15 protein-coding genes and 1 riboswitch are annotated in these 14,500 nt (G+C 53.7%); of the genes, 4 read left to right on the plus strand and 11 right to left on the minus strand.

Features of this window, described 5'->3' with window-relative positions; genetic code table 11:
• Window positions 1-10: 10 nt before the first annotated feature.
• On the minus strand, window positions 11-1,777 hold the full coding sequence (locus DVH26_RS33075; protein WP_239629876.1) for a vWA domain-containing protein: 1,767 nt from the start codon (window positions 1,775-1,777) through the stop codon (window positions 11-13).
• A 252-nt stretch (window positions 1,778-2,029) separates the two neighbouring features.
• Here DVH26_RS33075 and DVH26_RS33080 point away from each other — a divergent pair, with 252 nt between their 5' ends.
• The 4 genes from DVH26_RS33080 to DVH26_RS33095 all read left to right on the plus strand — a co-directional run bounded on the left by DVH26_RS33080 (window position 2,030) and on the right by DVH26_RS33095 (window position 6,193).
• On the plus strand, window positions 2,030-2,179 hold the full coding sequence (locus tag DVH26_RS33080) for a hypothetical protein (protein ID WP_239629877.1): 150 nt from the start codon (window positions 2,030-2,032) through the stop codon (window positions 2,177-2,179).
• Complete coding sequence (locus DVH26_RS33085; RefSeq protein WP_239629878.1) at window positions 2,172-3,110, plus strand: hypothetical protein; 939 nt, start codon at window positions 2,172-2,174, stop codon at window positions 3,108-3,110. Before DVH26_RS33080 ends, DVH26_RS33085 begins: the two co-directional genes overlap by 8 nt.
• A 15-nt stretch (window positions 3,111-3,125) precedes the next feature.
• On the plus strand, window positions 3,126-4,964 hold the full coding sequence (locus DVH26_RS33090) for a hypothetical protein (RefSeq protein ID WP_239629879.1): 1,839 nt from the start codon (window positions 3,126-3,128) through the stop codon (window positions 4,962-4,964).
• Between the two features lie 173 nt (window positions 4,965-5,137).
• Window positions 5,138-6,193: an HD domain-containing protein gene (locus DVH26_RS33095; protein ID WP_239629880.1), complete on the plus strand. Its 1,056-nt coding sequence runs from the start codon at window positions 5,138-5,140 to the stop codon at window positions 6,191-6,193.
• Between the two features lie 1,296 nt (window positions 6,194-7,489).
• Here DVH26_RS33095 and queF read toward each other — a convergent pair.
• From queF to arsC, 10 genes are all read right to left on the minus strand, one after another.
• On the minus strand, window positions 7,490-7,990 hold the full coding sequence (queF, locus tag DVH26_RS33110) for a preQ(1) synthase (protein ID WP_239629881.1): 501 nt from the start codon (window positions 7,988-7,990) through the stop codon (window positions 7,490-7,492).
• 132 nt (window positions 7,991-8,122) lie between these two features.
• A riboswitch (PreQ1 riboswitch) is annotated at window positions 8,123-8,166 on the minus strand.
• 373 nt (window positions 8,167-8,539) lie between these two features.
• Window positions 8,540-9,334, minus strand: a complete 795-nt coding sequence (locus DVH26_RS33115; RefSeq protein ID WP_239629882.1) for a hypothetical protein — start codon at window positions 9,332-9,334, stop codon at window positions 8,540-8,542.
• 451 nt (window positions 9,335-9,785) lie between these two features.
• A complete protein-coding gene (locus tag DVH26_RS33120) occupies window positions 9,786-10,349 on the minus strand; it encodes a peroxiredoxin (protein ID WP_239629883.1) in 564 nt (187 codons plus the stop codon).
• A gap of 61 nt (window positions 10,350-10,410) precedes the next feature.
• Entirely contained in the window at window positions 10,411-10,653 is a 243-nt protein-coding gene (locus DVH26_RS33125) for a glutaredoxin family protein (protein WP_239629884.1), read from the minus strand.
• A 35-nt stretch (window positions 10,654-10,688) separates the two neighbouring features.
• The gene (locus tag DVH26_RS33130; RefSeq protein ID WP_239629885.1) at window positions 10,689-11,612 is read right to left on the minus strand and encodes an NAD(P)/FAD-dependent oxidoreductase; all 924 of its coding nucleotides are present in this window, start codon (window positions 11,610-11,612) and stop codon (window positions 10,689-10,691) included.
• Between the two features lie 228 nt (window positions 11,613-11,840).
• Complete coding sequence (locus tag DVH26_RS33135) at window positions 11,841-12,587, minus strand: winged helix-turn-helix transcriptional regulator (protein ID WP_239629886.1); 747 nt, start codon at window positions 12,585-12,587, stop codon at window positions 11,841-11,843.
• A complete protein-coding gene (locus tag DVH26_RS33140) occupies window positions 12,560-12,961 on the minus strand; it encodes a Fur family transcriptional regulator (protein ID WP_239629887.1) in 402 nt (133 codons plus the stop codon). The genes DVH26_RS33135 and DVH26_RS33140 overlap by 28 nt, the downstream gene beginning before the upstream one ends.
• A gap of 174 nt (window positions 12,962-13,135) precedes the next feature.
• Complete coding sequence (locus DVH26_RS33145; RefSeq protein WP_239629888.1) at window positions 13,136-13,576, minus strand: protein-tyrosine phosphatase family protein; 441 nt, start codon at window positions 13,574-13,576, stop codon at window positions 13,136-13,138.
• Between the two features lie 4 nt (window positions 13,577-13,580).
• Window positions 13,581-14,054 carry an ArsI/CadI family heavy metal resistance metalloenzyme gene (locus DVH26_RS33150; RefSeq protein WP_239629889.1) on the minus strand — a complete coding sequence of 158 codons (474 nt, stop codon included), beginning with the start codon at window positions 14,052-14,054 and terminating at the stop codon, window positions 13,581-13,583.
• Window positions 14,055-14,067: 13 nt separating this feature from the next.
• Window positions 14,068-14,493, minus strand: a complete 426-nt coding sequence (gene arsC / locus DVH26_RS33155; protein ID WP_239629890.1) for an arsenate reductase (thioredoxin) — start codon at window positions 14,491-14,493, stop codon at window positions 14,068-14,070.
• Between the last annotated feature and the right edge of the window lie 7 nt (window positions 14,494-14,500).

Genomic DNA, 14,500 nt, shown 5'->3' on the forward strand with positions numbered 1-14,500 from the left:
GTCAACTGACTTATTTTATATACTCGATATGGATGGATTTGTTTACGTTTTGCAGCGTTACCTTGATTCGGTCGTTGCTCTTGAGCTCCTTGCCGTTCGCTGCGTCAAACACACGGCCGCCCTTCTCAATTACACAGCCCGACTCGTTGAGCAGCACGACCGTGTCACCCGCCCCCGGTTTGAATACGATCTGCTTCGTCTCCGCGAATTCCGGAGCCAGCTGAAGCAGCTGGTGAAGCTGAAACTTGCCTTTGAATGCGTTCAGCTTCTTATATTGCGGATGCGTACGTTCCCCTGTATCTTCATCCTTGATTTCAATGACCATTTGCCCTACAAAGCCTTTGTTCGCTTTGTTCCAGGAGGTCCACGCAAACCATGCGGCAGCCAGAAGCACCAGCACTCCTGCTATCGACCCGCCTGTCACAGCCCAATTGACCGGTGCGGCGGGCTCCGCTTCGTTGTTACCTTCTGTAGCAGGCTTCGCCCCCGTTTTTGCGGAAATGTTGGCAGGCGGCGATTCGCGGACAAAGCTGGCGTTCTCGAATCTTACCTTCAGCTCGTAATCGTGAGCTTCCGCGATCTTCATCGAGCCTTCGATGCCCTGCGCCGACGTAGTCAGCGGGATTTGCTCCGTCTTGCTCGTATCCAGGTCGGTCACGATCAGCGTCGACTTCGCGTTTTTGTACAGCTCGGCATCGGTCGCCTTCTGTCCGTTCGACTGCAAGTACGCCTTGACCGGAACGGTCGCGCCAGGCCCATAAGATATAGACGACGAAAGTTCCATCGACACCTGCAAATCGTAGTTATAAATTAAATTGATATCGATTTTTTCCTTGGCAACGCCTTTCACCTTCAGCTTCCAGTCGCCCTGCACCGGACTCAATATCTTGATCAGCGAGTAGGCGTTCGACGTGGAATAGACGATTTTGTCCGAAGGGATGGTCTGCTCCTGCCCTGCCGGATTCAACAGCTTCACCTCGACCGGCTTGTTGGACATGATCGAAATGTTCGCCTCTTGAACGCTCGAGTTCGGAATCGTTACGGTCACATCCTGAAAATCCCCGTTAGCCGTAATCCCGGTCAGCGGCACGACCTTCAGCTTCAGATGGCTCGCATATATTTCGCTCAAAATTTGCGGCAAATTGTCCGCCGTGCTCGTAATGAACAGCTTGCCGTTCGTCTCTTTGGAAATTCGTTCGAGCGTATCCTTATTCAGCTTCCCGTCCGCATTCAAGCCGATCGTATAAATCGGGATGCCCTTGTCCTTCACCTTCTTCACGGCGTCGTTCAGCACCTTGTCCGATTGCTCTTGCGACTTCCCGGCATTCAAGGAGTTGTTGCCATCAGTTAACAGCACGATCAGCGGAACATGGCCTTTCTCCGTGCCGGATTCCAGCACTTTGACCGCCTCGCTCACACCGACCGCAACATCAGTGTACGGCCCTCTCGTCAACTGATCGATGAACGCTTTCAGATCCTTCTTGTCCTGCGGGCTGTTCATCTTGAGCAGCGCCTTTTCCCTCAGCACTTGATCGGTATAGGCGACGACCCCTATTTTGTCGCCTTGCACCGACGCCATATCTACGAACATTTTCATAGCCTCGTAGCTGACTTTATTAACGTCGCTTTCGTTCATAGATGTACTTACGTCGACCGATAGAACGGCGTCGATTTGTGCAGTGCTATTCGTATCGGCGGCCCAGGCCGCTTGCGAGAACGAAAGCAGCATAGCCAACAGCGCAAGCAGCAGGCGATAGGCTGATATGGTATTATTCATTGTGTCGATTCCTCCAGAGCTTTGCAATATTGTCGAATCCGATTGAAAAGATAGTACGTACATAGGTCTTAAAAGGTGTCACATCACCTGTGCTTGCGATTGGTTTCGCGTCGTTTCGCTGTCATTAGACAGGCAAAAGTGGTAAAAAGCGGGACCTTTGTTGTATATTATGTCTACTAACCATATTAACTTTTTGATATGCAAAATTCCACTAACAGAATCTTAATAGAATCTTAAGATTAGGAGAATCCGATGCCGACCATGATTGGAATTGCCTTTGCCGCCGTGTTTGTCGCCGTCCGCTGGATTAATTTTCATACCAGCCAAAAGCAGGCAGTGAAGCCGCAGGCGATCGACGCGGAGTTGATGAACGCGCTGAACCAGGGTGAGCGCCATGAGTAAAAAAATCGCCGTCCAGTTCCGTAAAAGCGCCAGAACCCGACATGCTTATGAACGTTTAAGACAATGCAAAAGTTGCGGCAATTATACCGCGCTGTGGACCGATCATTGCCTTCAATGCGGCGAGACGGGACAGCTGCGCACTCTGAACGAGATCGCGCAGTCGATTCACCGGCGAAATACGGTCCGCGATGCGATGATTGTCTTCTCTATCAGTCTTGCCGCCTTTTTCCTTGCGGAAACATTCGCGCAAATGGCGATAGCGATTGTGGCAGGCATTGCGTTCGTTGCAGGCTATATCTTCTTAAGCAGACGCTATGCCTTGGCGGTCGAAAGCCGTCTGCTGCATCAGATGCTGGTGACGGAAAACCGCGCGATTCGCGACGGGCTTCTGCTCGATATCGAGGATGCTGCAGGCGACCTGAAAGCGGACGAGCACAAGGCAGCCTATGAGAAGCTGCGGGAGATCGGGTATTTGATTACGGGCAACCAGGTGAAGGTGCTGAAGCTGATGTGCCTGAGCCATTTTATTCTCCGCAGCGATATGGATTTGGAGCTGTCGGCCCTGGTACCTACAGGGTTCGAGCCGGATTTCGTCCGCTATTTGAACGAGGTGCTCAAAATCAGCCCGCAGCTGGTCAAGCGGGATACGCTGAATTACGTAGTGAAGCACCGCAGCTCGATCGAAGCTTCCGAAGGCGGCCGGGAGACGCTTATTTTGGCGGCCGGAGCGGCGCTGAGGGTGAAGAGCTATGTGGTGCAATATCAGCATCTCATTGCGGATTTCGTCGAGGAGCTTCCGCGGGAACGGCTGCTGCGCCTATGCAAGCTGCTGCAGGGCAGCCATGAAGAGGCTCCGGAGCTGTACGACAAAGCAAGGGACACGGTGAAGCTGAAACATGACTTCGATCCCGAGTTTCAAGGTTTAGTGTAAGGAGGAGCGACGACGATGGCGAATTCCATGTACAGCCGTTCCAAGCATTACCGGAATGCGTCGGCACTGCTGCTTGCGGTCATGCTCGGACTGGCCGGATTTAAAGGCTACTACAGCTGGGAAAAAACCGACCTGTACGCAAAGGCGATGAAGGAGCTGGCTGACGGGCGGGAGCTGGAAGCCGAGAAGCTGTTCCACGACGCGCGGGGCAACAGCATGATTCAATATAAAGATCAGGAGATAGACGAAGCACTGGAGAAGCTCCAGCCGGTAACGGAGCTGAAGCGCGAGCTGCTCTCCATGGCGGGAGATTTGCAGAACGCTGCTGCCGTCAACGATGTTCCCTCGCTGGTTAAAGTCTATGAATCGTTTCAAACTATGAAAACGAGTATTGCCAAGCAGGATGAAGCGGCAAAAAAACGGTTCGCCGACGCGGAAGCAGTGTACCGTGTGGAGGAACAGCTGACGACGGCGTTTTCCAACGTCAAAGCCGCTCTGCTTGGCAATCTGGAAGCAGCCGCAGCGAAGAAAACAAACGTCACCGACAGCACGGTAGCTTATTTGCTGCAAATTCCGGCCGTTTATTTCAAGGATGAAAAGACCAAGAAGGCGGAGCTGAACGAGCGGCTGAAGGCATACGATCAAGCCCGGATGGATACGTTGTTTAAAAAGAAATCGTTCGCAGAAGTCGTTGACGAAGCAGCCGTCATTCGCAAGTTTTATACCGCAAGCGGCGTTCAGGCGGAATGGTTCGTGCCGATGGTCGAGACGTACGCCCAGAACACGCTGGCGGGTCTGCTGAAAAATAACGACATGAAGACGTTTATCGACCATGCCAAGAAATATCAAGGGGTCAAGGAGTTCGCAGACAGCCGTTCAAAGGTGAACACGTATATCCAGACGACGCTCAAGGGGCAATTCACCCGTGCCGAGCAGTTGACGGCGGCCAAAAAGTTCGAAGAGGCCATCGAGCTGTACGGGGTGCTGAACGCCTACCGGGATACGAGCAAGGAGGTTGCCGCGGTCGAGCAGCGCTGGCTGGAAGCCGACCCTCTGCAGCTGCTGCGCAAGGTGACCGACAGCAGCGTCAAGCTCGCCAACGTCCTCGGCGCCAAGGCGCTGTGGGGCTCGAAGCAGGCAGCCGTCGGGATCGCGGACGGCAAGTCGATCATTGTGGCCCGGCTGCTGCCGGACCAGAAGGTCGACAAGATCGAGGCAGGACTGGACGGTAGCTTGACCGTCAAGTCCATGCAGGTTTCCGAGCAGCTGAGCGTGCAGAATCAGCCGGTGCTGTTAATCGAAGCGGCCTCCAAGACGCGGAAAACCCGGTTCATCGTCTACGTCTACGATGCCAAATCCGCGGATCTGCGCAAGGCGCTGGATGTTGAAGCGGACAGCCTTACGCAGGATAAATCGCGCAGCGTCATGCTGGTCGCGGATAATCCGGCCGGAGAGCGTGCGGGAGAGAAAGCGTATTACGAATACCGCAACGGCCAGTACGTGACCGTAGATGTCAAGCCGGAAGCGGAGGACATCGTGCTTACCGAGCTGCCGAAGCAGAAGACCGGAGCCGTCGTCCGCTTTCAGGCGAGCATTATGTCGGCGGAGGGCAACACTGCTATCGTGGCGCTGAACGACGACTTCGTGCTGCTGAGCGGCAGCTTCCGGTTCAAGACAGGTCCCGCCGTCATTACGGGTACTTTAGTCGAAAAGGGCAGGGCCAATACGAACAACGGCCAATCCGCCGTTACTTATAAAATTATCGTGACCGGGCTGGATCAAGGGCAAAGCGAATCGCCCCCTACTTCTACTCCCCAGCCGGATAATTCGAAGAACCGCCGGACCCTTCCTTGATCCGGCGGTTGCCTCTTTCATGCGCTTAATGGTTAGCTTCGTTTACCATTTTGCGCATTATTTTTTTATATAGTTTACATTCCGACCGTTGCTCGATATAATGGGTTTCTTTCTGAAATGTGGTTTTAATTCCAATAGTTGGTGAATCATACTTCGGAAGCGGAGGAGCTTGTATGGATATTATTCCTGTTCAGCAAACGTTTGAAATTACGGAGGTGTGGGAGCCTTTATACCGAATGCGCCTCAAGGCGGCGCCTTTTGAACAAGAGCTGTTTCAAAGCGCTCCACTTCGCAGATTGAAGCATCTGCATCATTTCGGGGCAGGTGCTCTATTCAGTCCCGTAACGCATTCGCGCTACGAGCATACGGTCGGCGTCTGGGCGCTGGTGAAGCATTTTTTCCCGGAAGACAGGGAATTGCGGGCCGCGGCGATTGTGCACGATACCGGTCATCTGCCGTTCTCCCACTCGATCGAGCAAGCGTTTGGCTTAAGTCACCACCATATGACGGAGGAAATGATCGGCTCATCTCCCCTTACCACCATATTGATTCGTCACGGACTGTCCCCCAACCGTATCATCGGACTGCTGAATGGAGACTCTCCATTGACCCATCGGTCCGATTTTCTCGGCATCGATCATTTGGACAGCTTTTTGCGGGACACGCATATGGCCGGCCGAGGAACGGCGCACCCGTACGAGCTCGTTCGCAGCCTTCGCTTTCACGGACATTTTGTCGATACCGACGAGAAAACCGCCGTGCACCTGCTGAATGCCATTGTGAACGACAACCTTATCTTTTTGCAGCCACAATTCTTGGCTATGGATGACCTGTTGTCCCGGGCGGTTAAGGCTTATTGCAGCGAGGTTGCCTCAGACTCATTTATCACAAGCGGTGATAACGTTGATAACGTATACTGCTCTGCATCGGCTTCGGCTGCGGCGAGAAATATTGCCCGCATGACAGACTACGAGCTGCTGTGTCTGCTGCAATCCTGCTCAGCCCCGGACATCCGCGAGCTGCTGCACGTGCTTCTTGCAGAGCCTCACCGGATCGTGCTGTGCGAAGCTCATGCGCCGGGAGCCCATGAGGTGACGGTGCGAAAAGCATACTGCAAGCAGCCCCTGGTGCAGGGTTTGCCGCTCCGTGACGTTAATCCGGCAGCCCGTGAAGCTTTGGATCGCGTCTCAGCCCTCGCCGGCACGTATTACTACCGGATCCGGGAGTAGACGGGCGCGGATCGGCCTGGCTCGACCATGATCGGACATAGGATCCGTTATTTGTGTAAAAATGCTCCAATCGGATGCTTGATCGGACAAGAGGTCCGCTATTGGGCAACTTTGGGGCATTTTTTCAGCCATTTGAGCGGAATAACGGATCCAGTGTCCGATGAACGGTGTTTTTGGACCGTTTTCGAAGGAATAGCGGATCGTATGTCCGATCGGGGTTCGGGTTCGGGTTCGGGTTCGGGTTCGGGGTTCGGGGTTCCGGGTTCGGCGTTCCGGGTTCCGGGTTCCGGGTTCCGGGTGCCGGGTTCCGGGTTCCGGGTTCGGGGTTCGGGGTTCGGGGTTCCGGGTTCGGGGTTCGGGGTTCCGGGTTCCGGGTTCGGGGTTCGGGGTTCCGGGTGCCGGGTTCGGGGTTCGGGGTTCGGGGTTCGGGTTCGGGGTTCGGGGTTCGGGGTTCGGGGTTCGGGGTTCGGGGTTCGGGGTTCGGGGTTCGGGGTTCGGGGTTCGGGGTTCGGGGTTCGGGGTTCGGGGTTCGGGGTTCGGGGTTCGGGGTTCGGGGTTCGGGGTTCGGGGTTCGGGGTTCGGGGTTCGGGGTTCGGGGTTCGGGGTTCGGGGTTCGGGGTTCGGGGTTCGGGGTTCGGGGTTCGGGGTTCGGGGTTCGGGGTTCGGGGTTCGGGGTTCGGGGTTCGGGGTTCGGGGTTCGGGGTTCGGGGTTCGGGGTTCGGGGTTCGGGGTTCGGGGTTCGGGGTTCGGGGTTCGGGGTTCGGGGTTCGGGGTTCGGGGTTCGGGGTTCGGGGTTCGGGGTGCCGAGCTTACTTTCCAGGGCTCGGCATTTAAGCAGCCTAGTCCATGTACTGTCTCTGGATTCGGCTGTAGCCTATCGAATAACCAATAACAGAGCGAAGCCTGGACGCTCTTTTCGGCACAACGAGGCGGCCGGTTTAACCCCGCTGTTGAGCACGATCGCTTTTTCCTAGCCTCTGTAAAAAGCCTCTCATCGAACCGACCGATTACCTCAGCAGTCCTATGCGTTCTCAGATAAGTCGATCACATGGATCATCGGCACGAAGACCTTCCGCTCAGCAGCATTGTTGTACCTACGAACCGTTCCACAGAACAACAAAACCTCCATTTCCGCTAATGCGAAGCCCATTCTGAGTTCATCGAAATAACCAAAGAATCGGTTACCGATGCTATCCCAAAGAGCTCCATACGGAAATGGAGGTTTATATGCTTGAAGTCCAACAGCCGGAGCCAGCCATTTAGTGACATAGCCCTGCTGGCTAAATGCCGTCCGGATTAACGGTTGTCCACTTTTTCCGGATACATGTCGTGGTTCATCAAGCGGTGCTCGGCCATCGCTTCATACTTCGTTCCGGGACGTCCCCAGTTGCAGTACGGATCGATCGAAATGCCTCCGCGTGGAGTGAACTTGCCCCACACTTCGATGTACCAAGGATTCATCAGGCTAATCAGGTCGTTCATGATGATGTTGACGCAGTCCTCGTGGAAATCGCCGTGGTTGCGGAAGCTGAACAAGTACAGCTTCAACGATTTGCTTTCGACCATTTTGATATCCGGAATGTACGAAATATAGATCGTTGCAAAATCCGGCTGTCCGGTCATAGGACACAAGCTTGTAAATTCGGGGCAATTGAACTTGACGAAGTACGGACGGTTCGGGTGTTTATTGTCGAACGACTCCAGCAGCTTCGGGTCATAGTCGAATATATAGCGGGTTCCTTGATTGCCCAATAGCGTAATGTCTTTCAGTTCTTCATTAGTTCTTCCTGCGGACATACAAAAATCTCCTCCTTGTTTTCTGTCGGCCGCTTACGCCGTAACGAAAAGAAGAACGAGATTTGTTGGAGAACGTGCCTGCTCTGTTAGGATGAACTAAAGACGAAATAAACGTACCGGTAACGGCAACGTCTGTCCTTAGTTTTTTATAGAGGGAGTTCGCGAACCTCTCCTGGAACGGGCGGGTGCTCGTGCCAGCTTCTTCTTTTTTCTATCGTACTATACCATAGCCTGTGCGGAAATGCACGTGCAACATGCTGGAATCGCCGCACAGCCCAGAGACAAAACTTCAACAGCCGGGACCAAATTGGACCCCGGCTTTGATCTTCGACGTCCTCCGCTTCAGTCAGCGCGGGTGGATGCTACGCCCCCAGGACCAATGGTACCTCGGGTTTGATCTTGCTGACCTTCTCTTCCCGCACCCAATCAGCCGGCGGATGCAGGATGCTCCAGCATTCACAGTCTAATGACCCCAGCTTTAACCTTTCAGACTTTCCTATCCCTCACCGATTCAATCAGAGGCATGCAGGATGCTCCAGCACCCAGTATCTAGTGGGCCCCGGCTTTGATCTTGCTGACCTTCTCCTCACGCTCCGATTCGGTCAGCCGCGGACAGGTAAAGCAATAGCCGTGTCCCGTATCCGTCTTATATGCAAGACAACACACCGCCTTTATTCGCATTTGCTCTCCCGGGATCCGCGGATTTTCCATCATCCGGAATCTGATGTCGAACGGATTTTTTTTGCGCCCGAACACTTCCGGCTCAAGACCGTAGAACAGCGTGTCAAAATCTTGCCGCACCCGCTCGCGCTCCTCGTCGGTTTGCGCTTCCTGCAGCCAGCGGTCCATAGCGTAATGCATCCGGGTACCCATCACACCCCACAGCTGGCCTACGTTAATACCGGCCGCTTCCGCTACACTTTCAAGCAGCGGCTTCACTTGCTGCCCATAAAAAGCTTCCATGGCCGCAAGAACAGCAGCCTCCCGGTTCTCAGCCGGCAGCGGCTCGGCTTCCCACGAATTGACCCGAAAAGCTACCCCCGTGCGATGCTCGATCTTGAACAGCTGCACCTCAACCCGGTCCAAAGACAAGCTGGCAACTGCATTATCATGCCATAACGAGTATTGAAATGCCGCACACACAGCTCCGAACCAGCTTGCAAAATAGGTTCCGGCCACATCCGTCTCCAGCGCTTTAATAAGCGGCGCATAAGTGCCTATGAACGATGCGGCTCCTTCCTGATGGAGCAGGCTGGACAAGGTGGCGCCATACATCGTATCCGGTTTGTCCTCCAACGTAACATAAAATTGTTTGTCGTAGTACGCGGCATCAAAGCGCTCCATAACTTCCGTTCCCCACTTTCTGAATTAAGTGATGGTCCATCATCATGATCTAACGTGCGCCTAGCTAGGCACATCCCGGGATTAACCGGGGTTTATATTGATCAGCCGTCTGGCTAAATTATGCTCTATATCGTGATAACGAGAATCATTATCATTATAAAGACCCTTATAATTATTGTCAATCAATACCACGTCTTTTTCGAGCCCCCCATCGGGAAAAGACACAAAAAAAACGCACAAAGTGGAGCTTTGGCATCGAAGTCAATCAGATACTTTGCGGGGAGCCCCGATTATAAATTCTATATGTGCAAAAAAAACCGCACTCTCTGCGGCGGAAGATGCGGCTTCCATCCACAGGATGTGCGGTTGTTTCGTGTTGAATAACTGGCCATCTGCTCTGCTCACCATAGAGGCAGAGCAGTGCAGACCTTCGGATCAGCTAAACCGGGGATTACAACGTTTTTTCGCCTTTTTTCCAATTTGCAGGGCACAAGCCTCCGGACTGCAGAGCTTCAAGAATACGAAGCGTCTCATCTACACTGCGTCCTACGTTCATATCGGTGACCACCTGGTAGCGGAGAATACCCTCCGGATCGATGATGAACAAGCCGCGGTGAGCCGCTCCGCTCGCTTCATCCAGGACGCCGTAGGCGCGCGCCGTTTCTTTCTTGAAGTCCGACGCCATAGGGTAGCTGATCGCTCCAATGCCTTGCTGGTCGCGCGGCGTGTTAATCCATGCGCGGTGCGTGTAAATGCTGTCCACGGAAATGCCGATTACATCGCAATCTAGCTCCAGAAATTTATCGTAATGATCGCTGAAGGCGATAATTTCCGTCGGGCATACGTACGTGAAGTCGAACGGCCAGAAAAAGACCATCAGCCAGCGGCCGCGATATTGCTCCAGAGCCACGTTCTCCTCCAGTGTTTCCAGATTTTTCGTCGATGGAAGGTCGAACGAAGGAGCTTTCAACCCGATTCTTACCGTTTCCGTAACTGCTGCAGATGCTGTTGTCATATTAGTTCATCCTCCAAATGATTTATAAGGTGTATTTTGCTGTAGCTATATCAAGCTTTGCTTATTGAGCCAACGCTTTTTTGATGCGTGTCGGATTCAAGCCGAGAATTTTCGTTTCTCCGATGACGGTAACGGGGATAGAGCTCATTCCCATTGCTTCGAGTTCATCGCGGTATGTCTCGTTATGATCGATGTTGCGATCTTCGAAGGGGATGTTTTGCTCGGTCAAATATTTTTTCAGCTGGCTGCAATAGGTGCAAGTTGTGCTGGAGTAGACGATAACTTGGGATGCGGTTGTAGACATGGCATGATTCCTCCTTGGGTTCGCGTTGAATTAGTTTATTTATACTGCGGGATTAATTGCTCCCGCCTGTGAATGAACTTGTCCACCGCCATCGCGGCGATAGCCCCGTCGGCTGCGGCGACAACCGCCTGTTTGACAGGCGATTTGCGCACTTCTCCGGCTCCGAACACGCCGGGCACCGGCGATTGCATATATTCGTCGAGCACCATGAAGCCGTTCTCGTCAAGCGGAACCTGATCCTTCAGGAAGTCGGTTCCCGGCTTGCTGCCCGAGAGAAAGACGAACACGCCGTCTACGTTTAGAAGCTGCTCTTCGCCGCTCGCCTGCTTTACGCGGACACCTTCCACATGTTGTTCTCCCACGATTTCCAAAGGGCGTGAGCGGAAGTACACATCCGTGTTCCCCATCTGCGGCAGCTCGGATACCCCTTGCAGCTCCGCCCGGGGCACGATAAAGTGGATTTTCGCGGCGATTTTGTTCAGCGCAAGCACCTCATCCAACGCTTCCTCGGAATCGCCGATAACAGCGATCTCCTTGCCCTGATAGAATGCTCCGTCGCAGGTGGCGCAGGTGCTCACCCCTCTGCCCAGCAGCTCCTCTTCGCCCTGCAGCATCCGGTTGCGCCCTTTGGAGCCGGTCGCAATAATGACCGCCTTTGCCTCGAACATGCCGTCGGCGGTGAACACATACTTCGTGTCCCCTTCCAGATCAACCGCCGTAATGCTCGTCTGCTTGAACTCGGCGCCGAAGCTTGCCGCCTGGCTGCGAATCCGGTCCAGCAGCTCCTTGCCGCTCAGCTCCTCGGAGATTCCCGGATAGTTAGCGATCTTATGCGTAAGCGCGAGCGCTCCGGTACCCGGGGCCTTGTCCAGCACTAGCGTGGACAGACGCCCTCTCGCCGTATACACGGCTGCGGATGCCCCGGCCGGTCCGCCGCCGATAATAATGACATCGTACATCCTCACTCCTCCTCTCATCATCCAACCTAATTTATATTTGAACTTAAACTAAATCTAAATAACTTATAAATGAATACTACCATGGATAGGCTCCCCCATCATGAAGGTTTCGTGAAGCTCTAATTAAGGTTTCATGAAGGTCCGATGAAGATTTCATGAAGACAACGCCGCCCTGCAAAAAGCGGGTTTAGCGCACAATATGCGCTAAACCCGCTTGTCATGGAGAGGTCAATCGGCAAGCCGATAGCCTACTCCGCGTACTGTTTCAATATATTGCGGCGCCTTCGGATTATCCTTCAGCTTATGCCGCAAGCTTTTTACATGAACATCGACCGTATTGCTGCCTCCGAAGTACTGGTCTCCCCAGATGCGATCCATCATCTCTTGGCGGGACAGCACTGTCCCGTTCGTCTCCAGAAGCACCCTGAGCAGGTCGAATTCCGTCTTGGTCAGATCAACCCGGGCATTACCGAGGTGGACCGACATTTTCTTGAAATCGACGACCAGGTCTTTGCGCTGCACCTGGTCGGACCGTTCCTCGGGCTGCCTTCCGCTGCCCGACAGCAGCGATTGAATCCGCGGCAGCACCGCCTCCGCCGGTGCCGACCCTGCAGGCCATACTAGCGATTCGTCATAGGACGATGCAGCCTGCTGCTCCGACAGCTGCTCTGTCCTTTTGACCAGAAGCAGAGCAGGTGCGGTAATCGCAGCCGGACGGCTTCTCAGCTGGGACGTGCCGTAAGTTGCATCCATGATCAGCAAATCGATCCGCAATGCGGCGAGCGCTTGTTCATCCAAATGATGAAATACCAGCACATCGTAGCATTTTGCCGTTAATTCCCGGACCAGCTCATGCAATGCATGAGGGAACGGGCTAATGATTACAATCGAATGCGTGGTCTCGCAGTAAGCACCGATAGGCAAGTCCGCGTCGTTGGACCGAACGCTCACTTCTTCTCTGAACTGCTGCTGCATGCAGGGCACACCCCTTTCAGCAAAATATGTTCTTCCTCGACCTTATACCCCGTCTCCTCAGATACAGCTCGCGCCCATTCCGGCGGGAGATGAGTGAACACTTCGTCCACTTTGCCGCATACCCGGCATACGATATGCTGGTGATCCTCCGTCCGGGCATCGTATCGGCTCGCATCGCCCTCCAGCTTCAGCTCCCGGATCAACCCCTCCTCCGTCAAATAACGCAAGGAATTGTAGGTCGTAGCATAAGCGAATTGATGTCCGCGCTTGTTCAATCTCTCAATAATTTCGCCGGCCGTAGGATGATCCGCGCTCTCCATAATAATCTCATAAATCGCTTTGCGTTGGGGTGTAAGCTGTCCTTTTCTACTCATCGTGATCCCCCCGTTCTATCTGTTATATTTAGATTAATTCTAATATTAGATTTAGTCTAAGTCAATATGTTTCTAGAAAATAGATCCCAGGTCCCTGCACCTGTGCAACACAAATCCTAAAAGCAAACAGCCCGCCGCATCTATGCGGACAGAGCTGTTTCATACTCTACCGTATTATTTATGATTCCCAAATAAGGCTTCCAATGCATCCCGCTGCGCAGGCTTAATGTTGACCTTGGGGCGAATCGCTTTGGCTGCCGCCTCAGCTTCGTCGATTGTTTTGTACATGCCCAGCTTCAGCAGCGTTCCCACGGCTACGGAACCGGCTCTTCCGCCTCCACCCGCACAATGAAACCCGACCTTTTTGCCGCTGTTGTATGCTTCTATCACATGATGTATCGCCTGCTGAAGCAGCTGGTCCTGAGGCTGCTCGGCGTTGTCCCCGAGAGGCACTCGAATCCATTCCACATGCGGTGCCGGATAAGCGCACTCCGTCGCCTCCGCGCGCAGATCAACGATGACCTCTACGCCTTCATTGTTGATCATCCCCTCCGCATCCGCCGCTCCGCCAATAAAGATCCGGTCATCCACCAGGTTCTGGTATGGTTTGTTCATGGCTCTACTCCTTTGCTTGCCGGCTGAACGGCTTCCATTCCATCATCACGGGCTCGGACGGAGGAGCGCAGCACAAGGCAACGTCTCTCTCACCTGCGGATTCAAATTCCGAATCTTCCTTGGTATAAAAGATTTCCCACGCATTTCCGTCCGGATCATGCACCCATACTTTGTCCTGAACCGCATAACAGCACGTAGTATTCATCTCGTCGATCAATAGAAGCTTCGACTGGCGCAGCCGCTCGCCGATCGCAAGCACTTCCTCCGTGTTGTTCACCTGAAAGCCGAGATGGTTGAGCACCCCGCCCTTATCGAAGGGCCGTACATTCAACGAAAAGTGCAGCGCCGGGCTATCCAGCTCGAACTTGGCATAATTGTCTTTCACTTTGGCCGGCTCCGTACCGAAAAAAGCACGGTAAAAATCCAACGACTTCTCCAGATCACTGCAGTTCAACGCGACATGCATACGTTTTATCATCGTAATCCCCTCCTTATTTGCCTTCCGTTAAAAATTGCTCGATCCGCCGTTTGATGCTGTCGCGAACCTCGCGAAATTGATTCATAATCTCCTCTTCGCTGCCTGTCGCTTTGGCCGGGTCGTCAAAACCCCAGTGCCATTTCACCACACTGTTGTTGGAAATAACGGGACAATGCTCATCGGCATGGCCGCACAGCGTAATGACGTAATCCGCGCGGTTCAGCAGCTCCAGAGACAAGACGTCGGATGTATTCACGCTAATATCCACGCCGTCCTCCTTCATCACCTGAACGGCCCGAGGATTGAGCCCATGCACCTCCAGACCGGCGCTCCGCACCTCATAGCGGTCCCCGCCTAACGACTGTAAAAAACCGTCCGCCATTTGGCTTCTGCAAGAGTTTCCTGTGCACAAAAAATAAACGAAAGGCTTCGCATTCATGCTTGGA

The organism is Paenibacillus sp. H1-7 (assembly GCF_022354825.1).
Classification (GTDB): Bacteria; Bacillota; Bacilli; order Paenibacillales; family NBRC-103111; genus Paenibacillus_S.